Consider the following 23,354-nt stretch of genomic DNA (forward strand, 5'->3'; position numbering starts at 1 on the left):
TCGGCCTCAGAGCGGCTGTGTGACGATCATCGGCGGCCGGCCCCAGGCCGCCTGCGGGTTCAGCACCGCCGTCGCCTCAAGAAACGCGCCCGGCTTCATCGACGGCTCCGCCGCCGTCCGCAGGCCGATTGTCCGCGCCATATCGGCGACGAAGGTGATGCAGTTGCGCCGGCGCAGTTCGTAGAGCGAGCCCTCCGGCCCGTTCCACCAGTCCGCCCGTGTCCGCAGCGCCCGGTAGGCCGCGTCGCTGATCGTCAGGCTGAGATAAGGCCTCCCCTCGTGGGCGTAGCGCGCCTCTGGCGTCAGCACCGCCCCCTTGCCGCTGACGAACAGCAGCTGGGGCCCCGGGTTCTTCGCCGTGAAGCCCGCCGTCCACTCCACCGGATCTCCGGTATCGTCCAGCGAGCCGGTCGCCTGGACATAGGCATGGGGAAACAGCAGATCCGCGCCCCGGATACGCGCGCCGGGATGGGCGTAGAAGGTCACCGTCACCGCCGCCCACGCCGGACCGCCCGCCAGCGCGGCCAGAAGAGCGAGGATCAGCACGCGGGAAAGACGAAGAGCCATGATGGCACAACGCAAAAGGGCCGCCGGAGTCTCCCCCGACGGCCCCTTTTTACCACGCGATGCGACGGGCGATCAGTGACCGCTGGGCGCCGCAACCGCGTCAGCGTTGTGGACCTTGGCCCGCGCCGCCGCGATGGCGAACACGGTCAGGATCACATAGCCGACCAGCGGGATCACGAAGGCGAGGTTCAGGCTGGCCGTATCGGCCATCCAGCCGCCCAGCAGCGGCAGCACCGCGCCGCCGATGATGGCCATGCACAGCAGGCCCGACGTCGCCGAGGCCGGGGCGGACGAGCGCTCCAGCGTCAGGGTGAAGATGGCCGGGAACATGACCGAGTTGAACAGGCCGATGGCCAGGGCCGCGAACGAGGCGTTGACGCCGCCCGTCTGGGTCACGATGGCGCACAGGATGGCGGCGCAGGCGGTGCAGACCGCCAGCAACCAGCCCGCCGGAACGCGCGTCAGCAGGGCGCTGCCCGCGAACCGGCCCATCAGGGCGCCGGCCCAGTACAGGGCGACCAGACGGCCCGCGTCGTGGATCGGCAGGCCCAGGGCGCCTTCCGAATGCAGCAGGTTGGTCATCAGGCTGCCGATGGTTACTTCCGAACCGACATAGATGAAGATGGCCAGGGCGCCGAAGATCGCCCAGCCCGAGCTCAGGGCCTTCAGCGGCGAACCGGGCGTCTCGGCCGAGGCGGCGGCGCTGGCGGCGGTCAGGCGCTTGCGAACGCTCCAGATGAAGGCGCCCAGCACGGCGAAGAAGATCGCCAGACCGATGAAGACGGTGTCGATGTTGCGCAGGGTCGCGGCGCGGGCGGCGGGATCGATCACGGTGGTCGCGGCGGCGACCGGAGCGACCTCGGGGGCCACGGCGGCGGCATAGGCGCCCATGCTGCCGATATAGTTGTGCAGGAAGACGACCCAGCCGATCACCAGACCGATGGCCGCGCCGACGGCCAGCCAGCCCTTGATGTCGCGACGCAGGGCGCCGACCAGCACGCCGGCGACGACGCCGATGCCGACGCCCAGCAGGATCAGCAGCAGGGCGGTCGGCGAGGCCAGGGCGCTGACGCCGCCGACGGCGAAGATGCCGCCCGACAGCATGACGGTCGCCCCCAGCAGCGGACCGACCACGGTGCCCAGCGAGTTGAAGGCCTGCGACAGGACCAGACGGAAGTGCGAGCCCTTCGACGAGCCCAGCGAGGCGGCCAGCGGGTTGGCGGCCACCTGCAGCAGGGTCACGCCCGCGGCGATGACGAACAGCGCCACCAGCACGCCGGGATAGAAGTCGAACACCGTCGACAGAGGCACGATCAGGGCGCCCAGCACCATGACGCCTAGGGCGCCGACGATCGACTTGGCATAGCCCAGACGGGCCAGGATGGCGGCGGCGGGCAGGGAGACGATGCCATAGGCGGTGAACCAGGCGAATTGCGTCAGCAGGGCCTCGGTGAAATTCAGCTCGAACACGCCCTTCACCGCCGCGATCAGCGGATCGATCAGCGAGGTCGCGAAGCCCCAGGCGAAGAACAGGGTGGTCACATAGGCGAAGGCGGTCCCGAGACCCTTCGCGCTGGTTTGGTTCTGGTCTGTCATCTCACTCCCCGTGGCCCCCGTCCCAACACGCAGGCCTGTTTGACGCCTTGGTTTCATCCACAATCGCCCGCGTCCAGCGATTTGAGGGAATCCGTAACCAAAAGTGGGCGGGTTTCAGCCCTTGCGGCGGGCCCCAGAGCAAGGATGATGCAGGCGGCCCGGTTGACCCGGCCGCTGACCAAGGCTTCCGCGTGACCGACCCCGCCGCTCCCGACGCTCCCCTCGACGCTGACTGGTGGCAGGGCGCGGTGATCTATCAGGTCTATCCCCGCAGCTATGCCGACACGACCGGGGACGGCGTCGGCGACCTGCCGGGCGTGACGGCCCATCTGGACCACATCGCCTCGCTGGGGGTGGAGGCGGTCTGGCTCAGCCCCTTCTACACCTCGCCCATGCGCGACTTCGGCTATGACATCGCCGATTACTGCGACGTCGATCCGGTGTTCGGGACGCTGGCCGACTTCGACGCCCTGGCCGCCCGCGCCCACGCGCTCGGCCTCAAGGTTCTCATCGATCTGGTCTTCGCCCATACCTCCGACCATCACGCCTGGTTCGCCGAAAGCCGTCAGTCGCGGCACAATGCGAAGGCCGACTGGTTCGTCTGGGCCGACGCCAAACCGGACGGGACGCCGCCGTCGAACTGGCAGTCCGTCTTCGGCGGACCCGCCTGGACTTGGGACGCGCGGCGCGGTCAGTACTACATGCACAACTTCCTGCCCGAGCAGCCGCAGCTGAACCTGCACAGCCCGGCGGTGCAGGACGCCCTGCTGGACGTGGTGCGCTTCTGGCTGGATCGCGGCGTGGACGGCTTCCGCCTCGACGCCATCAATTTCGCCATGCACGACCCGGCCCTGACCGACAATCCGCCCCTGCCGCCGGGCGGCCCGCGCACCCGCCCCTTCGACTTTCAGGACAAGGTCCACAACCAGTCCCAGCCGGGGATCGTCGACTTCCTGAAGCGCCTGCGCGCCCTGACCGACAGCCGGGGCGGCCGCTTCACCGTGGCCGAGGTGCCGGGCGACCGCGCCGATCTGGAGATGCAGGCCTACACCGCCGGCGATGACACGCTGAACAGCGCCTATGGCTTCACCTATCTGTACGCCCCCGCCCTGACGCCCGATCTGGTGAAACAGACGGCCGCCGTCTGGGACGGTCATCAGGGACAGGGCTGGCCGTCCTGGCCGTTCTCCAACCACGACGCCCCGCGCGCCGTCTCCCGCTGGGCGCAAGGGCGCGATCTCGCCGCCACGGCGCGGCTGACCACCCTGTTGCTGATCTGCCTGCGCGGCAATGTCTTCCTCTATCAGGGCGAGGAACTGGGCCTGCCGCAGGGCGAGGTGCCGTTCGACCGGCTGGTGGATCCCGAGGCCATCGCCAACTGGCCCAAGACCCTGGGCCGCGACGGCGCGCGCACGCCCATGCCCTGGTCCGCCACAGCCCCCCATGCGGGCTTCTCCACCGTCGAGCCCTGGCTGCCCATCGACCCGCGCCATCTGCCGCTGGCGGTAGAGGCGCAGGACAGCGATCCCGCTTCGCAGCTGGCCCTGACCCGGCGGCTGATCGCCTTCCGCAAAACGCGGCCCGCCCTTCTGTCCGGCGCGATGCGGGTGCTGGACGCGCCCGACGGCCTGCTGCTGTTCGAACGGGGCGACGGCGACGACCGCCTGCTGTGCGTCTTCAACCTGGGTCACGTCTCCATCGACTGGTCGCCGCCCGAGGGCTGGAGCGTGATCGAGGCCGTCAACGGCGCCGACGGTCCCCTCGCGCCGCTGGCGGGTCGGGTGCTGGCGCGCTCACCGAAGCCGGAGTAACTCAGGTCCATGACCTCCGGCCCCATCCTCGTCACCGGCTCGGCCGGCTTCATCGGCTTCCACACCGCCCGACGCCTGCTGGAGCGCGGCGAGACCGTGATCGGGGTCGACAATCTGAACAGCTACTACGACCCGGCCCTGAAACACGCGCGGCTGGAGCGGCTGCAGGCCTATCCGAAATACCTCCACCACACGCTGGACCTCGCCGACCGCGACGGCATGGCCGCCCTGTTCTCCAGCCTGAAGCCGCGCCGCATCGTCCATCTGGGGGCGCAGGCGGGGGTCCGCTACAGCCTCGAACACCCGGAAAGCTACATCGACTCCAACGTCGTCGGCTTCCTGACCGTGCTGGAGGGCGCGCGGGCGGTGAAGGCCGAAAACCTCGTCTTCGCCTCGACCAGTTCGGCCTTCGGCGCCAATGGCGCCCTGCCCTTTTCGGTCAAGCAGGGCGTGGCCCATCCGCTGACCGTCTATGCCGCCACCAAGATCGCCAATGAGGCGATGGCGCACAGCTACTCCCACCTGTTCGGCTTCCCCTCGACGGGCCTGCGGTTCTTCACCGTCTATGGACCGTGGGGCCGGCCGGACATGGCGCTGTTCAAATTCACCCGCGCCATCCTCGAGGGCCGTCCCATCGACGTCTATGGCCATGGCGAGATGGAGCGGGACTTCACCTATGTGGACGACATCGTCACCGGCGTCGTCGCCGCCCTGGATCAGCCCGCCGCCATCGATCCCGACTGGAACCCCCAGGCGCCGAACCCGGCCACCAGCGGCGTCGCCCCCTGGCGCATCCTCAACCTCGGCGCCGGTCGTCGCGAACAGCTGATGCGCTATATCGAGGTGCTGCAGGAGGCTCTGGGCGTCGAGGCCCAGCTGAACATGATGCCGATCCAGGACGGCGACGTGGTTCGCACCGAGGCCGATGTCACCGAGACCCGCGCCGCCCTCGGCTATGCCCCGTCCACCCCCATCGAGGTCGGGGTGAAGCGGTTCGTGGACTGGTATCGGGACTTCTATCAGGTCTGAAGATCCGGTGGACCTTGCGCCAAGGCGAAGCTGGGCATAAATCAGGAACCATAACTGTTACCATTTAACTGACAAGGCTCTCCCGATGGCGTCCCGCTTCCTGTCCAACAATACCCCGCTGGCGCTGGCCACCCTGCGGATCATGTCCGGCCTGCTGTTCCTCGCGCACGGCACGCAGAAATTCCTGTCCTTCCCGGGCGGCGAGCGCGCCGGTTCGGGTCTGGCTCTGGACAACCCCGGCGCCTTCGCGGGGATTATCGAACTGGTCGCCGGCGCCCTGATCGCGCTGGGCCTGTTCACCCGCCCGGCCGCCTTCATCGCCTCGGGGACCATGGCCGTCGCCTACTTCCTGGCCCACGCCCCGCAGGGGACCTACCCGGTCAACAACGGCGGCGACGCAGCCATCCTGTTCTGCTTCGTCTTCCTGTTCCTGATCTTCTCCGGCCCGGGCGCCCTCAGCCTCGACAGCGTCGTGGGCAAGCGCCGCGGCTGATCCGGCGGACAGTCCGGCCAAAGAAAAAGGCGGGACCTTCGCGGGTCCCGCCTTCTTCATGTCCGGCCAACCCGCCCCTTACGGGACCGGGTTGCCGTTCACATCGACCACCTGAACGTCGCCGAAGCCGAGCGCGCGGATCTTCGGCTCGATCTGGGCGCGGTCGCCGACCACGACCCAGGTCGTGGGACCGGTCGCGATGATCGACCGGGCGACGGCTGCCGCGGCGTCCGGCGTCGTGGCGTTCACGCCGGCGGCGTACCCGTCATAATAGGATTCCGGCAGCCCATAGACGACCATCTGGGCCAGGGTGCCCATGACGGCGGCGTTGGTTTCCCACTCCCCGGCCAGACCCTGCACCAGATTGGCGCGCGCCCCGGCCAGTTCGCCCTCGGTCAGCGGGCGGGCGCCCACGACCTCGGTCAGTTCACGACGCAGCTCGACCAGGCTTTCGGCCGTCTTGTCGGCCTGGACCCCGGCGTTGACCACATAGACCCGGTCGCCGCGCGCATTCCGCACCCCGCCCGAGGCGCCGTAGGACCAGTGTTTGTCCTCGCGCAGGTTCATGTTGATCCGGCTGGTGAAAGCGCCGCCCAGCGCCGTGTTCATGGTCTCGATGGCCGCCTGGGTCTGGGCGTCGAAGGCCGGGGCGATGCGCCCCCCGGTGATGATCGACTGCGGACCGGCGCGATCCACGATCAGAATGCGCGGCGTCGCCGGGGCCTGCGGCAGGGCCGGGGCTTGCGGACGCGCCGGCAACGCCGTCGAAGGCGCGCGCCAGCCGGCGAAGGCCCGTTCCAGCTGCGGCTGCAGCTCGGCCAGGGTGGTGTCGCCAACCACCACCAGGGTGGCGTTGTCCGGGCGGAACCAGGCGTCGTGCCAGGCGTGCAGCTGGTCCGGCGTCAAGGCGCTGACGGTGGCTTCCGTCCCCACGGTCGGGCGACCGTTGGGGTTTTCCGGCCCGTACAGCTGGGCCGACAGCACGCGGTTGGCGATGGCGCCCGGGTTGCGGTTCGACTGCTGGATGCTGGAAATCTGCTGCGCCCGGCCGCGCTGGAAGTCTTCCGCACGGAAGGCCGGGTTCTGGACCACGTCGGCGAACAGGGCCAGCGACGGCTCGATCCGGGACTCGATCGCCGTCATGCTGACCGTGGTCGCATTGACGCTGGAGCCAGCGTTCAGCGTCGCGCCCAGAATCTGCAGGCGGTCGCTGATCTCCAGCGCGTCCAGATCCTCGGTGCCGTTGGTCAGAACCGTCGAGGTCAGGACGGCGGCGCCCTGCTGGCCTTCCGGATCGACCGCCGAACCGGCGTCGAAGATCAGGTTCATGCTGACGGTCGGCACCGCGGTGCGCGGCACGAACATGACCTTCAGCCCGTTCGACAGGGTCGCGTGCTCGATCGCCGGGAAGGCGGCCAGCGGCGCGGCCTGCGGGGTCGGGACGGCGCTGCGATCCACGCCCGTCGCGGCGGCGGCGTAATCGGGGAAGGGCTGGACCTCCAGCGTATAGCTGCCGTCGCGCAGCCACTCGCGGCCCGCGGTGGTCAGGTTGGTCGGGGTCGCCGCCAGGATGCGCTGGTAGCTGACGCGCCAGGCGCCCGGATCGCCGTGGAAGACCTGGCTCTCGGCCAGACGGTCCGACTTGCCGCCGAAGCCGCCGATCCGCTCCAGACCACGCACATAGGCGGCGCCGTTCGAGGTGCGGGCGCGCTCCATCTCGACGGCGGTCGGGCCGTCGCGCAGCAGGCGGGCCAGCTCTTCGTCGACGATGGCTTCGATGCGGGCGATGTCCTGACCCGGCTTGGCGGTGACGGTGATCAGGAACTGGCTGCCGATCTCGCCTTCCGAAATCCCGGCCGACACGGCCGTTGCGACCTGATCGTCAAAGACCAGACGCTTGTAGAGGCGCGAGGTGCGGCCCGACGACAGGATGTCGCCCAGCAGGCCCAGATAGTCACTGTCGGCCTCGCCGCCCGGCGGCACGTTCCACACCTTGTACAGGCGCGGCTGGCCGACGCGGTCCTGCATCACCTCGCGCTGGGCGCCGGTCATGCGGGCGATCATCTGCTGCGGCTGGGTGACGGGCGGTCCGGGCGGGATGTCGCCGAAGTATTGCTCGACCTTGGCGCGCGCCTCTTCCGGGGTGATGTCGCCGGCGAGCACGATGGTGGCGTTGGCCGGGCCGTACCAGCTGTTGAACCAGCCGCGCACGTCATCAAGGCTGGCCGCGTCCAGATCGTCCATCGAGCCGATGACGGTGTGGCCGTAGGGGTGGTCCGCCGGATAGGTGGCGTTGGTGATCGCGTCCCAGACGCGGCCATAGGGCTGGTTCTCGCCCTGACGCTTCTCGTTCTGCACCACGCCGCGCTGCTCATCGAGACGCGCCTGGTCGATAGCGCCCAGCAGGTGGCCCATCCGGTCGCTTTCCAGCCACAGGATGCCGTCCAGCGCCGAGGTCGGGACGTTCTGGAAATAGTTGGTGCGGTCCTGGCTGGTGGTGCCGTTCTGGTCGGTCGCGCCCAGACGCTCGGTCGCCTTGAAGAAGTCGTCGTTGAAATTCTCGGACCCGTTGAACATCAGGTGCTCAAACAGGTGGGCGAAGCCCGAACGGCCGGTCGGCTCGTTCTTGGACCCGACGTGGTACCAGATGTTCACCGCCACGATCGGCGCCTTGTGGTCCTCGTGGACGATCAGGGTCAGGCCGTTAGGCAGGACGAAGCGGGTGAAGGGGATGTCCACGTCGGGCAGCGGCGCCAGACGCTCCTGCGCGGCGGGCGAAGCCGCCATGGCGACGGGAACCTGGGCCTGGACGGCGCCGGCGGCCAGAAGGACAGCCGCAGCGGCGCCCCCCAGCAGGATGGGACGGAACGAACGCATGCAGGAAACCCCCTCAGGCAATGAAACGGCCCGACGACAGGTCCGCCGGACCGGGCGCGACAGTGGTAGCCGTCTGCAACCGGCTCGCAAGCGATTTGAAATTGCAGTTTTGTAATCTTTCCTCCGCCATCTCGCATGTGCGAGGCCTTCAGGCAGGACCGTGCCATAAGGGCCGCAATGCAGACCGTCCGCGCAGGACCACACGAACTATTGCACCGCACACGAAATGATTTGCCTGTCGCGCTGCAATAGCTTCCTATCCCTATCCGCGGCGTCGAACGCGGGTTCGAGCCGGAACATCTGACATCCAGCTCCCCGGACGCCGCGCCATGATCCGCAAATCGCTCGCCCTCGCCGCCCTCGGTTGTCTGGTCGCTGGTCCGGCCCTCGCCGCGCCCGCCGCGCCCCTGCTGGCGCACCAGACGACCCTGGCCCTGAACGAGGCCGCCTCATCGTGGATCCTGACCTCCACGGCCCTGGTCCTGCTGATGACCCTGCCGGGTCTGGCGCTCTTCTACGGCGGCATGGTCCGGCGCAAGAACGTCATCGCCACCATCGCCCATTCGACCGCCGCCCTGGCCATCGTCACCGTGCTCTGGTTCGTGGTCGGCTACAGCCTGTCCTTCGGGACCAGCGGCGAGGCGACCAACGGCTTCATCGGCGGACTGCAGGCCGCCTTCCTCGATGGCGTCACCCCGACCACGGCCCACAGCCTGACGCCGGGCCTGCCCGAGTTCCTGTGGATCGCCTACCAGCTGACCTTCGCCATCATCACCCCGGCCCTGATCGCCGGCGCCTTCGCCGAGCGGATCAAATTCTCGGCCTCGATCCTGTTCTTCTTCCTCTGGCACCTGCTGGTCTATGTGCCGATCTGCCATCAGGTCTGGGGCGGCGGCTGGATGGGATCGCTGGGCGTGCTCGACTTCGCGGGCGGCGCCGTCGTCCACGTCAACGCCGGTGTCGCCGGCCTGGTCGCCTGTCTGGTGCTGGGGCCGCGTCAGGGCTTCGGTCGCGACAACATGGCCCCGCACAACCTGACCCTGACCGCCATCGGCACCGGCCTGCTGTTCGTCGGCTGGCTGGGCTTCAACGCCGGCTCGGCCTGGGCCGCGGACGGCATCGCCGCCGTCGCCGCCCTGAACACCATCCTCGCCGCCGCCGCCGCCGCCATCGGCTGGACGGCCGTGGAGTGGGCCTTCCACAAGCGCCCGACCCTGCTGGGCATGCTGTCCGGCATCGTCGCCGGTCTGGTCGGCATCACCCCCGCCGCCGGTCTGGTCGATCCCAAGGGCGCCTTCTTCATCGGCATCCTGTCGGGTCCGGCCTGCTATGCGGGCGCGGTCTGGCTCAAGCGCGCGCTGAAATATGACGACAGCCTCGACGCCTTCGGCGTGCACGGCGTGGGCGGCATCGTCGGCGCCATCCTGACCGGCGTCTTCGCCACCGCCGTCATCAATCCGGCCGGCGAGAACGCCAGCCTCCTGAACCAGATCATCGGCCTGGCCGCCGTCATCGCCTGGTCGGGGATCGGCACCTTCATCATCCTGATGATCTGCAAATACACCGTCGGCCTGCGCGTGCCGAAGGAGGAGGAGATCGAGGGCCTCGACTACACCCAGCACGGGGAGACGATTCACCCGTAGCGCTGCGCGCGGTGGTTAGTGGTTAGTGGTTAGTGGTTAGTGTTGGCGGATCGGGTCGTTGCGGAAGGGCGGCGCGGACCGCGCAGTCGCAGGATGGCGGCCAGCCACTAGCCACTAGCCACTAGCCACTTTCCCGGCCACTTCCGGGCCAGTTCCCCGCCGCACCCTTCCCCCCTCCCCGCCTTCCCCGCTACAACCTCGGCCATGAGCTCCGCCCCGCTTCCTGACGCCGGTTCCAACTGGGTCGACCGCCATGCGCCCGAGGGGCTGAAGCCGTGGCTGAAGCTCGGCCGGTTCGACCGGCCCATCGGCATCTGGCTGCTGCTCATCCCCGGCTGGCAGGGCATCGCCCTGGCGCTGGCGTCCGAGCGCCGGACCTCCAGCGTCTATGACCTGTGGCTGATCCTCGGCTTCGCGATCGGGGCCTGCCTGATGCGGGCCGCGGGGTGCGCCTTCAACGACATCGTTGATCGCGACATCGACGTGCAGGTGGCCCGCACCGCCGCCCGCCCGGTCGCCTCGGGCCGGATCAGCGTGAAGAAGGCGCTGGCCTTCACCGCCGCCTGTTCGCTGGTCAGCCTGCTGATCCTGCTGACGCTGAACTGGACCGCCATACTGCTGGGCGTCGCCTCCCTGCTGCTGGTCGCCGCCTATCCCTTCATGAAGCGGATCACCTGGTGGCCCCAGGCCTGGCTCGGCCTGACGTTCAACTGGGGCGCCCTGATGGGCTTCGCGGCGGCGTCGACCGCTTGGGCCGCCTTTCTCGTCCTGCCTGACTACAGCCTCGGCGTCAGCGTCCGCGCCGGGCATCTTTCCTTCGCCGCCCTCGCCCTCTACGCGGGCGGCGTCTTCTGGACCCTCGGCTACGACACGATCTACGCCCTCCAGGATATTGAGGACGACGCCATGGTCGGGGTGAAGTCCTCGGCCCGGCGGCTCGGCGCCAAGGTCCGTAGCGGCGTCGGCGTCTTCTACGGTCTGGCCGTCGCCTGCGCCGCGCTGGCGGGCCTGCTGGCCGGGCTCGGTCCGCTGTTCTGGCTCGGCCTCGTCGGCTACGCGGCCCACCTGCTGATCCAGACCCGCTCCATCCGCCCCGATGACGGCGCCCACGCCCTGGCCCTGTTCAAGTCGAACCGTGAGGCGGGACTGGTCCTGCTTCTGGCCATCATCCTCGGTTCCGTTTCGCTTCCGCTCTAGCAAGGAGATCCGCATGTCCTCCCCCGTCCGCATGCTTCTGGTCACCGTCGCCGTCGCCGCCTCCCTCGCCGCCTGCAATCGCGACAAGGAGACGAAGGCCCCGGCCGCGCCGCCCCCGGTCGCCGGCGCCGTCGAGATCCCCGCCGACGCCGCCGCGCCGATGAGCTTTGAATCCAAGACGCAATACGCCGATGTCAGCCTGAAACTGCCCGATGGCCTGAAGTCGCAGGGCGACCTGCATGCCCGCCTCTATGCCGAGGAGGTCCGCAAGCTGCGTCAGTTCATCGAGGGCGCGCAGGGCGAGCGGACCGAGGCGGGCAACGACACCGACCTGCCGCCGTATGAGAACAAGGTCGAACTGACCTTGGCGGGCGAGACAGGCAAGCTGTTCAGTCTCAAGCGCGTCGCCTTCGACTATTCGGGCGGCGCCCATCCCAATACCCTGACCAGCGGCCTGCTGTGGGACAAGGCGCTGAAACGCCAGATCGGCCTCACCGACCTGTTCCGCCCCGGCGCCGACCTGACGGTGCTGGATCAGGCGCTGTGCTCGGCCATCAACACCGCCAAGCGCGCCCGCGTACCCAACAGCGCCTCCGTCACCCTGGGGGGCAAGGACTGGTCCTGCCCTCGCGCCGTCGACACCGGCTTCGTGCTGGCCCCGGGCGATGTCCAGGGCAAGGCCGCAGGCTTGACCTTTCTGATCGGCCCCTACCAGGTCGGCCCGTATGTGGAGGGGGCCTACGAGATCGCCATCCCCGCCTCGACCTTCCGCTCCCTGCTCGCCCTCACCTACGCCGACGAGTTCGCCGGTCAGTTGATCCGCGCAGGGGACGTCACGCCCAAACCCTGAGGACTTCGACCTGTATGCGTAACGCCCTGCCTCTCGCCCTCGCGGGCGCCCTGCTGGCCGCCCTGCCCGCCGCCGCGCAATCGGATCGCGTGACCAGCCCCGGCCAGCTCGGCATCATCGCCACGACCCCCAGCCGGATTGAAGGCTCCAGCCGCGAGATGAACCGTGGCATCCGCCCGGTGTGGCGCGCCAACATGACGCCGTCGATGGCCAAGGCCTATGCCGAAGAGGCCATGGGCCGCGCCGGTTTCGCCTGCGAGGTGGCCGAGGCTGTCGTTATCGGACAAACCCGGGACAGCGCGCCGCTGGTCGAGGTCGATTGCGCCAACGGCGGGGGTCTGGTCATTGCCGACAGCAACCCGATCGTCGCCTCGGACTGTCTGGACCTGACGCCCGCCACCGCGGTGACGGGCCTGCGCAGCCTGCGCATCGAAGGCTGCACCCTGCCGGCCAACGTCGCCTCGGTCACCGCCGAACGCGAAGCCGAACGCCGCCAGCCGCCGGGCCGCAACTGACCGCGAGGGTTCGTCCCCCTTTCGCGTAACGAGCGGGAGCTAGGGATCGGCGCCCAGAAATTGCCATTCTCTCTTTACTTAGCGTCGATTACGTCCATGATTTCGGCGGTCGACTAACACAGGACTGCGACATCACACCGAAACCTTGAGGAGCTCGATGGCTATGCGTTTTATTCTGCCTCTCGCCGCGATCGGCGCACTTGCCGCCGCATCGCCCGCCTTCGCCCAGGACCCGCTTGAAGTGGGAGTTCCGCTCGGGGTGACCGGTGACTCGCGCATCTACAGCCCCGGCCAGCTCGGTATCACCGCCACGACGCCCAGCCGGATCGCCGCCTCAAGCCGGGAAATGAACCGCGGTCGCCGGACGACCTTCCACGCCAACATGACCCCGACCATGGCCAAGACCTACGCCGAACAGGCGTTGCACCGGGCCGGCTATCGTTGCGAAGTCGCCGAGTCCGTCGTCATCGGACAGACCCGGGACGGCGCGCCTCTGGTCGAGGTCGACTGCTCGAACGGTGGCGGCCTGGTCATCGCAGACAGCAACCCGATCGTCGCCTCGGACTGCCTCGACCTGTCGCCCGAAGACGCCCTCAGCGGCCGGAACAGTCTTCTGATCGACGCCTGCCGCCTGCCGGGCAACGTGTCTTCGGTGGCCGCGACCCGGGACGCCGAGGCTCAGAACGTCAGGAACTGATCCATCAGTTCGGCGAACTTCGCCGGCTGATCGCTCATGATGAAGTGACGGCTGCCGTCGACACGGATCAGACGCACCCCGGCGAGGCTCGCATACTCGCGGGCCCACACGCTATCGGCCATCGCCGGGGGCGGGCCCCCGTCGGCGTCGGCGGCATAGGGCGCCCAGACGGGAACGGTCATCGTCGCCAGGCCCGGCCGCAGGTCGGTCAGCATGACGTCACGGATCGCCGCCGCCATGGCGCGCCGGTCGCCCGCCATGCTCCATTCGACCATCCGCTCGCGGGTCAGCGGATCGCGCGAATAGCCGACCGCGCCCTGCACCTGTCCCGCCCGGAAGGCCGCGTCGTCCGCAGCCAGCATCCCCGCGGCGGCCTGCGCCGCGAACGGACGGGCGCTGTCGACCGTGACCTGCGGCCCGAACAGGGCGCTGAAGAAGGGCAGGCTGTCGACCGTCATCACCTTGCCGACCAGCGACGGCTGCTGCTGGGCCAGCATCAGGGCGCTCATCCCGCCCATAGAATGCCCGACCACCGCCGGCGCCGTCAGGCCCTGCTCGCGGATATAGCGGGCCAGCTCGTCGATCACCGGCTGGACGAACGGACCGTCGCCATGCGTCCACGGCTCGCCTGCGAAGCCCGCCAGCTGCACCAGATGCACCCGGTGCGTCGCCTTCAGCCGCTCCGCCTCAACGCGCCAGACCTCCCGCGAACAGCCGAAGCCGGGGATCAGGATCACATCCGGCCCCTGCCCCACGACCTCGGCCGACAGCCGGTCAGAGACGAAGGGCGCGGGCGCCGTGGCGAAGACCGGCGCGGACAGGACCTCGGTCGCGGACAGGACGCCTGCCCCGATGGCCATGGCGGCGGCGGAGGCAAACAGCAGGGCGCGCAGGGTCGAGCGCCCGGCGAGGGGACGGTGGTGCAGCATGAGGATGTCCTTGGTTTGGGCCTGACGGGGTCAGGCGTGAGGGTTCTCGAAAATGTCCTCGACCGGCCGGGTGAACAGCACCGCGATGCGGTAGGCCAGGTCCAGAGAGGGATCGTGCTTCTCGGTCTCCAGCGCGTTCACGGCCTGCCGGGACACGCCCAGCGCCTGACCGAGCTGTTCCTGCGTCCAGCCGCGCTCGACGCGCAGCAGCTTGAGACGGTTCTTCATCAGTTCGAGGTCCGGATGAACGGCGACACCAGACCATACAGGCCCCAGAAGGAGGCGTAGATCAGCCAGCCCGGCAGATGCGGCGCATTGGCGAAGGTTTCGGCGAAGCCCCAGAAGGTCGCCAGCGCCATGGCCAGACCGGCCGCGAGGATGAACTGCTTGGCCGCCACGGCGCGAACGAACTCGTCGCTCTCGCGCATCAGGCTCAATGTGGCCCACAGCTGGCCGATCACCGGGGCGGAGATCGCCGCGGCCAGACCCCAGCCGGCGGGCTTGCCGATGATCTCGTCAAAGGCGTCGGTCAGCATCATGGAGATACAGACCAGCATATAGGGGACCATGAAGGCCCAGGTGCGGATGATATAGCGACGCCCGGCGGGCGTACCCTGTTTCCATGCAGACAACATGTCAGCTCCTCCCGACAAAATGTAATGCCAACCTGACATCAGAAAAATGTCATGTCAACCTGACTTTTTGTCAGGATCGCACGACTTGTTCTTGGCTCCTTGCGGACCTACCGCCGCGGCGTATCCTCGCCCCATGCCCGCCGCGCCTCGCGCCCGCCCAATCGACCTGTTCACGCCCGAGGAGTGGGCGCCCTTCCAGTCGCGCAGGGGCTGGATCGGTCCCCTGCTGGTGGCCCACTGCTGGGGCGTTATCGCCCTGGCGGTCGTCGCGGGCGTCGTGTGGCCGATCCTGATCCCGGCCTGCGTGGCGATCGTCGGTACGCGCCAGTTGGGCCTCGCCATCCTGATGCACGAGGCGGCGCACGGCGGCCTGTCGACCCACAGGCGTCTGAATGACGGTCTGGGTCACTGGCTGTGCGCCGTGCCGGTCGGCGCCTCATTGGCCTCCTACCGCCCCTACCATCTGTCTCACCACCGCTTCGCCCGGCAGCCCGAGGATCCGGACCTGGTCCTGTCCGTCCCCTTCCCGGTCTCGCCCGCCTCCCTGCGGCGCAAGATCCTCCGCGACCTGACCGGCCAGACCTTCCTCAAGCAGCGTGTCCTGCTGCCGCTGGCGCCGGTGCGCGGGGCGATGGCCGGTCGGGCGACGCAGGGCTCAAGCAGCGCGACGCGCGGTAGCCCGACGACAGACAACCACGACTATGAGGCGATCGTCACCGGCCGCTCCATCCTGCCGTTCCTGCTGGTCAATCTGGGCCTGCTGACAGCGGCGACGATAGCCGGAGTCTGGTGGGCGTATTTCGCCCTGTGGCTGCTGCCCATGGCGACCTGGTTCCCCATGGTCACCCGTTTGCGCAACATCGCCGAACACGCCTGTGTCGAGGGCTCGGAACAGGATCCGTTCCGCGCCGCCCGCACCACCCGCGCCCGCGGGTGGGAGCGCGCCTTCATCGCCCCCTACTGGGTCAATTTCCATGCCGAACACCACCTGTTCATGCACGTCCCCTGCTGGAAGCTGCCGGCCCTGCATCAGGCGGTGCGGAAGACGCCGCAGGGGGCGGGCATTGAGGTGGCGGACGGCTACCTCACCGTCCTGCGGCAGGCCGCGCCCTCGCGACCCGCCGCCTGATCGGTCCTACTGCCGCGCGCCGGGCATCTCCCGCCCGTTCTGATGCAACACCAGTCCGGTGATCGCCCCCGCCGCGTCGCGGTTGAAGGTGATCCGCGCATCGACCGCCTGCAGGAAGAAGGCGTCCGGCCCTTCGGCCAGCATCTCCAGCGCGCCCTGCCCGGTGGCCTGCACCGTCAGCTTGCCGTCGACGACAGACACGGTCAGGGCGAAGGTCGGGGCGATCGCATAGACGCCCGCATAGGCCTGCAGCGCCTCCGCCGGCAGCGTCACCGCCCGCCGCTCGCTCGCCAGGGTGACCGTCCCGCCCCGCGCCAGGGTCATCAGATCGACGCCCAGCTTGTCCGGTCCCGGTCCGTTCAGATTGCCCAGCACCACCACGGTCAGCCCGGCATCCACATCCCGCGACAGCAAGGTGTTGAAGCCCTGGATTGCGCCGTTGTGGCTGACGATCCGATGCCCGTCCTGCTCCCGGACGTCCACGCCGAAGGCATAGTCGTTGCGGACGGGCGTGGTCAGCAGGGTCAGGCTCTCGGCGCGCAGCACCCGCCCGCCGAACAGGCCCTGCTCCCACTTCAAAAGGTCGCGGGTCGTCGAATACAGGCCGCCGGCGCCGCGTGGGATGGTCATGTCGGCATAGTCGGCATTGACGACCCCGCCCTCGCCGGGCGCATAGCCTGAGGCCCGCCGCGGCAGGATGGCGGCATGGGTGTCATAGCCGCTGTCGGTCATGCCCAGCGGCTGCAGCAGGCGTGTGGCGACGAAGTCTGCGTAGGACTGACCGCTGGCCTTCTCGATGATGGCGGTCAGCAGGATGTAGCCCGAGTTGGAATAGGACCAGCGCGCGCCCGGCTGGAAGTCCAGCGGCCGGTCCCGGAAGCGGGCGATCAGCTGTTCCAGCGTCGCGGGCCGGGTGTTCAGCGCCGCGAAATCGGCGTCCCGCGTGAACTCCGGCACGCCGGAGGTATGGGCCAGCAGGTGGCGCACGGTGACGCCGTCCCAGGTCGCGGGCGCATCCGGCAACCAGGTCTTCACCGGCGCATCCAGATCCACCTTGCCGTCTTCCCGCAGCAGCATGATCGCCACGGCGGTGAATTGTTTGGTCAACGAGCCGAGGCGGAATTTGGTGTCCCCGGCATTGGGGATGTTCCACTCGCGATTGGCCAAACCATAGCCCTGGTCCAGCAGCACCTCATCGCCGCGCGCCACCAGGACGGAGCCGGTGAACTCCTCGCGCGCCACGGCGTCCCGGATCACCTGATCCATTCGCCCCACATCCTGCGCGCCCGCGGGGGAAGCGGAGATAAGGGCGGCGACAGCCGCGGCGATGATCAGGCGAGCGGCCAGAACAGGTTTTGACACGATGGAGTCCCCCACAGGCGCGGTGTGCGCCCGTTGAGGATGGATGAGACTGTCGCGCCCGTCGATGGATGCAGCGGTGCGGATTAGATTTCCGTAATGCACGCCGCGCCTCGGCGACGCCTGTCCGCTTCCACAGGGACCGCCCCGCACACTGACGCGGTCAAAGGGTGCTACAGCCGCCCATGGCCATCACCGATCCCGCCGCCTTCATCCTCGCCAACACCCGCTTTCAGGCCGTCCCGCACGCGCCGGAGATTTCGCTGTGGCTGGCCGATGAGATCACGCCGATCTGGCGGCTGACCGAGGAAGAGCTGGGCGAACTGGGCCTGCCGCCGCCCTTCTGGGCCTTCGCCTGGGCCGGGGGACAGGCGGTCGCCCGCTGGCTGCTCGACAACCCGGCGGAGGTCGCGGACAAGACGGTGCTCGACTTCGCCACGGGGTCGGGGCTGGTGGGGATCGCGGCGATGAAGGCGGGCGCCGCCTCCGTGCTGGGCGCGGACATCGACCCCTTCTGCGGCGCCGCGGTGGCCTTGAACGCCGAAGCCAACGGCGTGGCCATGACCTTCACCGACCGCAATCTGCTGGACGGCCCGCCGCCCGCGGTGGATGTCATTTGCGCGGGCGACGTCTGCTACGAAAAGCCGATGACCGAGCGGGTGCTGGACTGGCTGGGTCAGGCGCGCGCCAACGGGACCCGCGTCCTGATCGGCGATCCGGGCCGCACCTATTTCCCGAAGACCGGTCTCGACTTCCTGGCCGAATACCGGGTGCCCACCACCCGCGAGCTCGAGGATCAGGAGATCAAGCGCTCGTCGGTCTGGGCGATGGTCTGATCCGTTTCCGGCTCGGGCGAGAAATGGATGTGGCGGTCGGGGGCGGGATCGTCGGAATGATCCTCTCCCGACATCTCGGAGGCCGCCGGGCGGCCCGTGCCACGCGCCAGTTCCAGCTCGGGGTCACGGCTGAATCCGGGGTCTTTGACAGATGTGGTCACGGCAGGCTCCTCAAGGCGACGCTCCCTCCACAGAACCGGAAAGTCGAGGGTTCGGTTCCGGTCACGCTTGGCGACAGGCCGGTTCACGCCCATGTTTCCGTCATGACCCGCGCCCTGTTCCTCGCCGCCGCCGTCGCCCCGCTGCTGCTGTCCGGCGCGGTCCACGCCCAGTCGGTTCGCCCCCTGCCGCCCGGCCCCTCGGCCTTGGACCAGAACCGCTGGCAGGCCGACCAGCATCGCTATGAGATGGACCGCCTGCGTTTCCAGAATGACCAGCGAAACGCCACGGCCCGCCAGCTTCAGCTTGAGAGCCGCCAGACCCTCAACGACCTGAACGCGCGGCGCACCATGGACCCCTACATCCCCTACAGCCCGCCCGCGCTGCGCTCGCCCGAGCAGGAGCGTGCCGCCCGCGTCTCCGCCACCGAACGGCGCGAGACCACCACCAGCCGCGTCGGCGAGATCGACGCCTGGCTGGATCGACGCCCGAATTAATCCCGTCGTCCCCACCGCATCCCTTGCGCCCGGACCGCGTTACGGCTTCGCTCGGATGTGAAGGCGAGGGAGGACGGATCATGCGTTGGGAAGGCGGCCGCCGTGGCGGCAATATCGAGGATCGGCGCGGCATGGGCGGCGCGGGTCTGGCGGGCGGCGGCATCGGCGCGCTGGTCCTCGCGGCGATCGGCTATTTCGTCTTCGGGATCGATCCCTCGACCACCCAGCAGATCACCAGCCAGCTCGGCGGCGTCGGCGCCGCCCAGGAAGGCAAGGCCGGCACGCCGGCGGATCAGGCGGGCCTGTTCGTCGATGTCATCGGCGCCAATGTCGACGACGTCTGGCGCTCCAAGATCCAGGGCTATGAGCCGCCGACCGTTGTCCTGTACGAACAGGGCACATCGACCGGCTGCGGGATGGGCCAGAGCGCCATGGGCCCCTTCTACTGCCCGACCGATCGCAAGGTGTATCTGGACCTCGGCTTCTGGCAGGACATGGAGACCCAGCTCGGGGCCTCCGGCGCCGACTTCGCGCGCGCCTATGTCATCGCCCACGAATACGGCCACCACATCCAGACCCTGACCGGCACGTCCGATCAGGTCCGTCAGGCGCAGCAGCGCGCCGGGGGACAGGCCGAGGCCAACCGCTATTCCGTCGCGCTGGAGCTTCAGGCCGACTGCTATGCGGGCGTCTGGGCCGCCAACGCCTCCGCCGTCTCCAACGGTCAGGTCGCCCTGACCGCCGGCGATCTGGAAGAGGGGCTCAAGACCGCCTCGGCCATCGGCGACGACACCCTGCAGCGCCGCTCCGGCGGTCGCGTCTCGCCCGACAGCTTCACCCACGGCTCCTCCGCCGACCGGGTCAGCTGGCTGCGTCGCGGCTACGAAAGCGGCGACCCGCGCGTCTGCGATACCTTCCAGGGCGCCTGATCCCGCTTGTTGCGGCGCACCCGGCGCGGCAAGGTCCGGCGGTGTCCTCCTCCGCCGCCTCCGCCCTCGCCGCCTCCCGCCGCCTTGTCCTCAAGGTCGGCTCCGCCCTGCTGATTGACGGCGGGCGGCCGAATGACGCGCGTCTGGCCGCCCTGGGGCAGGAGATCGCCGACCTGCGGGCCCGGGGCGTCGAGGTCATCGTCGTCTCCTCCGGCGCGGTGGCGCTGGGCCGGGGCCGTCTCGGGATTTCCCGATCCGCCCGGCTGGACGAGAAACAGGCCGCCGCCGCCGCCGGCCAGTCCCTGCTGATGCAGGCGTGGGAGACGGCGCTGTCGCCCCACGGCCTGACCCCCGCCCAGATCCTGCTGACCCGCGACGACACCGAGCGCCGCCGTCGCTGGCTGAACGCCCGCTCAACACTGGACGCCCTGCTGCGGCTCAAGGCCATTCCCGTGGTCAACGAGAACGACACCGTCGCCACCGAGGAAATCCGCTACGGCGACAACGACCGCCTCGCCGCCCGCACGGCCCAGTTGGCGCGCGCCGACCTGCTGGTCCTGCTCAGCGACATCGACGGCCTGTACGACGCCGATCCCCGCTCCAACCCCGACGCCACCCACCTGCCGCTGGTCGAGGCCCTGACGCCCGAGGTCATGGCCATGGCGGGCGCGGCCAACGCCTCGGCCTCCGTCGGCACCGGCGGGATGCGCACCAAGCTGGAGGCCGCCCGCATCGCCCGCTCGGCGGGCTGCGCCACCGTCATCGCCTCGGGCCTGACCGACCGCCCTCTGGCCGCTGTGCTGGACGGCGCCCGCGCCACCCTGATCCCCGCCCCCGACGGCCCGATGGCGGCGTGGAAGTCGTGGATCGCGGGCAGTGTCGATCCGGCCGGGCGACTGGTCATCGACGACGGCGCCCTCGCCGCCCTGCGCGCGGGCAAGAGCCTGCTGCCCTCCGGCATCCAGAGGGTCGAGGGCCGCTTCGACCGGGGCGACAGCGTGCGGATCATCACCCCCGACGGCGTCCAGGCGGGGGTGGGCCTCGCCGCCTTCCCCGCCGAGGAGATGACCCTGATCACGGGTCGCCAGACCGGCGAGATCGAGGGTCTCGTCGGCTACAGGGGCCCTCAGGTCGCCATCCACCGCGACGATCTGGTGCTGGAGGGCGGCGCATGACCGGACTCGCCGAACAGATGCTTCAGCGCGGTCGCCGGGCCCGCGCCGCCGCCGACGCCCTGCGCCTCGCCTCGCCCGAGGTCCGGACCCGTGCGCTTGAAGCCGCCGCCGCCGCCCTGCGCGCCCGGGCCGACACCATCCTGGCCGCCAACGCCGGGGACATCGCCCGGGCCCGCGACAACGGCCTGTCCGAGGCCCTGATCGACCGGTTGGCCCTCACGCCCGCCCGCCTCGCGGCCGTCGCCGACGCCGTGGCCGAGATCGCCGCCCTGCCTGATCCCCTGGGCCGCGAGACCGCCCGCTGGACCCGGCCCAACGGCCTCGACATCGCCCGCGTCGCCACCCCCATCGGCGTATTGGCCATCATCTATGAGAGCCGCCCCAATGTGACGGCGGACGCCGCCGCCCTGTGCCTGCGCTCGGGCAATGTCGCCCTGCTGCGCTGCGGCTCGGACTGCCTGTCGTCATCGCTGGCCATCCATGCGGCCATGGTCGAGGGGCTTGTGTCCGCCGGCCTGCCCGCTGACGCCATCCAGCTGATCGACACTCCCGACCGCGCCGCCGTCGGCGCCCTGCTGACCGGATTGGAGGGGACGATCGACCTGCTGATCCCGCGCGGCGGCAAGAGCCTCGTCGCCCGGGTCCAGGCCGAGGCGCGCGTCCCCGTGCTGGGCCACCTCGAGGGCCTGAACCACACCTATGTCCATGCGGCCGCCGATCCGGAGATGGCCGAACAGATCGTGCTGAACGCCAAGATGCGCCGCGTCTCAGTCTGCGGCGCCACCGAGACCCTGCTGATCGACCGCGCCTGCGCCCCCGCCCTCCTGCCCCGTCTCGCCGGAGCGCTTCAGGCCGCCGGCTGCAGCCTGCGCGGCGACGCCGACAGCCGCGCGCTGGTCCCGTCCATCACTGTCGCCGACGAGCGGGACTGGACCACCGAATACCTGGCCCCCGTCCTCGCCGTCCGCGTGGTGGACGATCTGGATCAGGCCGTGGATCACATCCGCCGCTACGGCTCGGGCCACACCGAGGCCATCGTGACGGAGGACGCGGACGCCGCCGCCGCCTTCCTCAACGCCGTCGACAGCGCCATCGTGATGTGGAACGCCTCGACCCAGTTCGCGGACGGCGGCGAGTTCGGCTTCGGCGGCGAAATCGGCATCGCCACCTCACGCCTGCACGCGCGCGGCCCCGTCGGGGCCGAGCAGCTGACCAGCTACAAATATGTGGTGCGCGGCACGGGCCAGACCCGGCCTGCCTAGCCGACCGTCAGGTCCAGCGGTCGCGAGACGTGCAGCGTCCCCTTGCCGAGGTCCAGCGCCACGCGTCGATCCGCGAACGCCTCCATCCCCACAAGGCCGCCCGGGAAGTTGGGCAGGGGCGGCTGATCGAAGACCCCGACCTCGACGCCCTCATACAGATGGTCGGCGAAGGTCACGGTCCGCGCCCGGATCAGGGTCGAGCGCATCGCGCCGCCCAGCACCAGACTGACGCCCGCCCGTTCAGGCCGTCCGTCCAGGAGGCCCGCCGTCGTCGCCGCGTCACGGCTCAGGCCCAGCAGGCCCGAGGCGCCGGTGTCGACAATGGCGCGCACCGTGGCGCCTTCCACGGTCAGGTCGGCGGCCAGCGCTGTTCCCTGGCGATGCACCTGCGCCTCTATCAGGTCGGGCGGACGCACAAAGGACTCCCGCCGCACCAGCCGCGCGTACCCGCGCCGGGGATCCAGCGCCAGCACCGCCTCCCCCAGCAGGTCCTGCCCGAGGATCAAAGGGGTGCGCAGGCCCTGCTCGGACGCCAGCGGGCCGAGATCGAGAATCGCCGCTCGCAGGCCTGTGACCGTCAGCCCCGGCAAGGCCACGTCCACCGATATCCCGCGCCCGACCTGCGCTCCGCCGCCCACGCCGTAGGCGACCAGCGGCATGTCGAACAGCGCCCGCCGCTCGGGCGGCAGGGTGGCGAAGAAGGCGCGATCAATGACGGAATACTGGGCGCCGCTGTCGATCAGGGCCAGCACCTCGCGCCCCTCGACCGTGACCCTCACCGTGGGCGTCGCCGCGCGTCGGGCATAGGGCATCCAGGGCGTCGCACCCTCCGGTCCGAACGCCAGCTCCGGCTTCGGCCACAGCAGGTGGTCCCGCGCCCACCAGGCGCCGCCGGCGAGGGCGAGCAGACCGGCGGTGCGGATCAGGAGATGACGACGGTTCATCCTTGCCAAGATGGCGCGTGCGAGAGCGCTGCGCCAGCGGCGTGAGGTCGCGTCGGATGTTTCAGCGAGACGGACGACAGACCGGCCGACGCCCCCCGACGTCGACCGGTCCGCCCGCGAGGCCGGTGTCCCGAGCCCCCGCCCACCCCGGATCCGTGACCTCAGGGTTACCGGCGAGTTAATGACCCGCGGATGGGGCGGCTGTCCATCCACTTCGCCGCGCAA

General features: G+C 69.6%; 23 protein-coding genes. 14 read left to right on the forward strand and 9 right to left on the reverse strand.

Annotation, left to right across the window (positions count from 1 at the left end; all coding sequences use genetic code 11):
* Positions 1–6: 6 nt before the first annotated feature.
* The gene (locus ACW174_RS03215; protein WP_492016259.1) at positions 7–567 is read right to left on the reverse strand and encodes a hypothetical protein; all 561 of its coding nucleotides are present in this window, start codon (positions 565–567) and stop codon (positions 7–9) included.
* 72 nt (positions 568–639) lie between these two features.
* Entirely contained in the window at positions 640–2,163 is a 1,524-nt protein-coding gene (locus tag ACW174_RS03220) for an MFS transporter (RefSeq protein WP_492016260.1), read from the reverse strand.
* Between the two features lie 191 nt (positions 2,164–2,354).
* Between ACW174_RS03220 and ACW174_RS03225 the strand changes: the two genes are divergently transcribed.
* From ACW174_RS03225 to ACW174_RS03235, 3 genes are all read left to right on the forward strand, one after another.
* Positions 2,355–3,974 carry an alpha-glucosidase gene (locus ACW174_RS03225; protein WP_492016261.1) on the forward strand — a complete coding sequence of 540 codons (1,620 nt, stop codon included), beginning with the start codon at positions 2,355–2,357 and terminating at the stop codon, positions 3,972–3,974.
* Positions 3,975–3,983: 9 nt separating this feature from the next.
* Positions 3,984–5,003 carry an NAD-dependent epimerase/dehydratase family protein gene (locus ACW174_RS03230; RefSeq protein WP_492016262.1) on the forward strand — a complete coding sequence of 340 codons (1,020 nt, stop codon included), beginning with the start codon at positions 3,984–3,986 and terminating at the stop codon, positions 5,001–5,003.
* Between the two features lie 85 nt (positions 5,004–5,088).
* A complete protein-coding gene (locus tag ACW174_RS03235; protein ID WP_492016263.1) occupies positions 5,089–5,496 on the forward strand; it encodes a DoxX family protein in 408 nt (135 codons plus the stop codon).
* A gap of 78 nt (positions 5,497–5,574) precedes the next feature.
* On the opposite strand, the gene ACW174_RS03240 is transcribed toward ACW174_RS03235, so the two are convergent.
* Positions 5,575–8,373: a M16 family metallopeptidase gene (locus ACW174_RS03240; protein WP_492016264.1), complete on the reverse strand. Its 2,799-nt coding sequence runs from the start codon at positions 8,371–8,373 to the stop codon at positions 5,575–5,577.
* Positions 8,374–8,702: 329 nt separating this feature from the next.
* On the opposite strand from ACW174_RS03240, the gene ACW174_RS03245 reads away from it, so the two are divergent.
* The 5 genes from ACW174_RS03245 to ACW174_RS03265 all read left to right on the forward strand — a co-directional run bounded on the left by ACW174_RS03245 (position 8,703) and on the right by ACW174_RS03265 (position 13,275).
* Positions 8,703–10,016 carry an ammonium transporter gene (locus ACW174_RS03245; RefSeq protein WP_492016265.1) on the forward strand — a complete coding sequence of 438 codons (1,314 nt, stop codon included), beginning with the start codon at positions 8,703–8,705 and terminating at the stop codon, positions 10,014–10,016.
* A gap of 204 nt (positions 10,017–10,220) precedes the next feature.
* Positions 10,221–11,213, forward strand: a complete 993-nt coding sequence (locus ACW174_RS03250; RefSeq protein ID WP_492016266.1) for a UbiA family prenyltransferase — start codon at positions 10,221–10,223, stop codon at positions 11,211–11,213.
* Between the two features lie 13 nt (positions 11,214–11,226).
* The gene (locus ACW174_RS03255; RefSeq protein ID WP_492016267.1) at positions 11,227–12,063 is read left to right on the forward strand and encodes a DUF3298 and DUF4163 domain-containing protein; all 837 of its coding nucleotides are present in this window, start codon (positions 11,227–11,229) and stop codon (positions 12,061–12,063) included.
* 14 nt (positions 12,064–12,077) lie between these two features.
* Complete coding sequence (locus ACW174_RS03260; RefSeq protein ID WP_492016268.1) at positions 12,078–12,578, forward strand: hypothetical protein; 501 nt, start codon at positions 12,078–12,080, stop codon at positions 12,576–12,578.
* A gap of 163 nt (positions 12,579–12,741) precedes the next feature.
* Positions 12,742–13,275, forward strand: coding sequence for a hypothetical protein (locus ACW174_RS03265; RefSeq protein ID WP_492016269.1), 534 nt, complete (start codon positions 12,742–12,744; stop codon positions 13,273–13,275).
* Here the strand turns inward: ACW174_RS03265 and ACW174_RS03270 are convergent.
* From ACW174_RS03270 to ACW174_RS03280, 3 genes are read right to left on the reverse strand one after another with little or no spacing between them, the layout of a single operon-like run.
* Positions 13,257–14,204, reverse strand: coding sequence for an alpha/beta fold hydrolase (locus tag ACW174_RS03270; protein WP_492016270.1), 948 nt, complete (start codon positions 14,202–14,204; stop codon positions 13,257–13,259). The two genes, ACW174_RS03265 and ACW174_RS03270, sit on opposite strands and share 19 nt — an antisense overlap.
* A gap of 30 nt (positions 14,205–14,234) precedes the next feature.
* Positions 14,235–14,432, reverse strand: a complete 198-nt coding sequence (locus tag ACW174_RS03275) for a helix-turn-helix transcriptional regulator (protein WP_492016271.1) — start codon at positions 14,430–14,432, stop codon at positions 14,235–14,237.
* Entirely contained in the window at positions 14,432–14,839 is a 408-nt protein-coding gene (locus ACW174_RS03280; protein WP_492016272.1) for a hypothetical protein, read from the reverse strand. Before ACW174_RS03280 ends, ACW174_RS03275 begins: the two co-directional genes overlap by 1 nt.
* 133 nt (positions 14,840–14,972) lie before the next feature.
* On the opposite strand from ACW174_RS03280, the gene ACW174_RS03285 reads away from it, so the two are divergent.
* On the forward strand, positions 14,973–15,968 hold the full coding sequence (locus ACW174_RS03285) for a fatty acid desaturase family protein (protein WP_492016273.1): 996 nt from the start codon (positions 14,973–14,975) through the stop codon (positions 15,966–15,968).
* Positions 15,969–15,974: 6 nt separating this feature from the next.
* Here the strand turns inward: ACW174_RS03285 and ACW174_RS03290 are convergent, their stop codons facing one another.
* Complete coding sequence (locus ACW174_RS03290) at positions 15,975–17,330, reverse strand: serine hydrolase (protein WP_492016274.1); 1,356 nt, start codon at positions 17,328–17,330, stop codon at positions 15,975–15,977.
* Positions 17,331–17,512: 182 nt separating this feature from the next.
* Here ACW174_RS03290 and ACW174_RS03295 point away from each other — a divergent pair, with 182 nt between their 5' ends.
* Positions 17,513–18,163, forward strand: coding sequence for a class I SAM-dependent methyltransferase (locus ACW174_RS03295; protein WP_492016275.1), 651 nt, complete (start codon positions 17,513–17,515; stop codon positions 18,161–18,163).
* On the opposite strand, the gene ACW174_RS03300 is transcribed toward ACW174_RS03295, so the two are convergent.
* Complete coding sequence (locus ACW174_RS03300; protein ID WP_492016276.1) at positions 18,124–18,324, reverse strand: hypothetical protein; 201 nt, start codon at positions 18,322–18,324, stop codon at positions 18,124–18,126. The genes ACW174_RS03295 and ACW174_RS03300 overlap by 40 nt on opposite strands.
* 102 nt (positions 18,325–18,426) lie before the next feature.
* Here ACW174_RS03300 and ACW174_RS03305 point away from each other — a divergent pair, with 102 nt between their 5' ends.
* From ACW174_RS03305 to ACW174_RS03320, 4 genes are all read left to right on the forward strand, one after another.
* A complete protein-coding gene (locus tag ACW174_RS03305; RefSeq protein WP_492016277.1) occupies positions 18,427–18,819 on the forward strand; it encodes a hypothetical protein in 393 nt (130 codons plus the stop codon).
* 80 nt (positions 18,820–18,899) lie between these two features.
* The gene (ypfJ, locus tag ACW174_RS03310; RefSeq protein ID WP_492016278.1) at positions 18,900–19,748 is read left to right on the forward strand and encodes a KPN_02809 family neutral zinc metallopeptidase; all 849 of its coding nucleotides are present in this window, start codon (positions 18,900–18,902) and stop codon (positions 19,746–19,748) included.
* 41 nt (positions 19,749–19,789) lie between these two features.
* Complete coding sequence (gene proB, locus ACW174_RS03315; RefSeq protein ID WP_492016279.1) at positions 19,790–20,923, forward strand: glutamate 5-kinase; 1,134 nt, start codon at positions 19,790–19,792, stop codon at positions 20,921–20,923.
* Positions 20,920–22,185, forward strand: a complete 1,266-nt coding sequence (locus tag ACW174_RS03320; RefSeq protein WP_492016280.1) for a glutamate-5-semialdehyde dehydrogenase — start codon at positions 20,920–20,922, stop codon at positions 22,183–22,185. The genes proB and ACW174_RS03320 overlap by 4 nt, the downstream gene beginning before the upstream one ends.
* Here ACW174_RS03320 and ACW174_RS03325 read toward each other — a convergent pair.
* Complete coding sequence (locus ACW174_RS03325) at positions 22,182–23,129, reverse strand: retropepsin-like aspartic protease (RefSeq protein WP_492016281.1); 948 nt, start codon at positions 23,127–23,129, stop codon at positions 22,182–22,184. The genes ACW174_RS03320 and ACW174_RS03325 overlap by 4 nt on opposite strands.
* Between the last annotated feature and the right edge of the window lie 225 nt (positions 23,130–23,354).

This window comes from Brevundimonas sp. AVps31 (genome assembly GCF_058681355.1).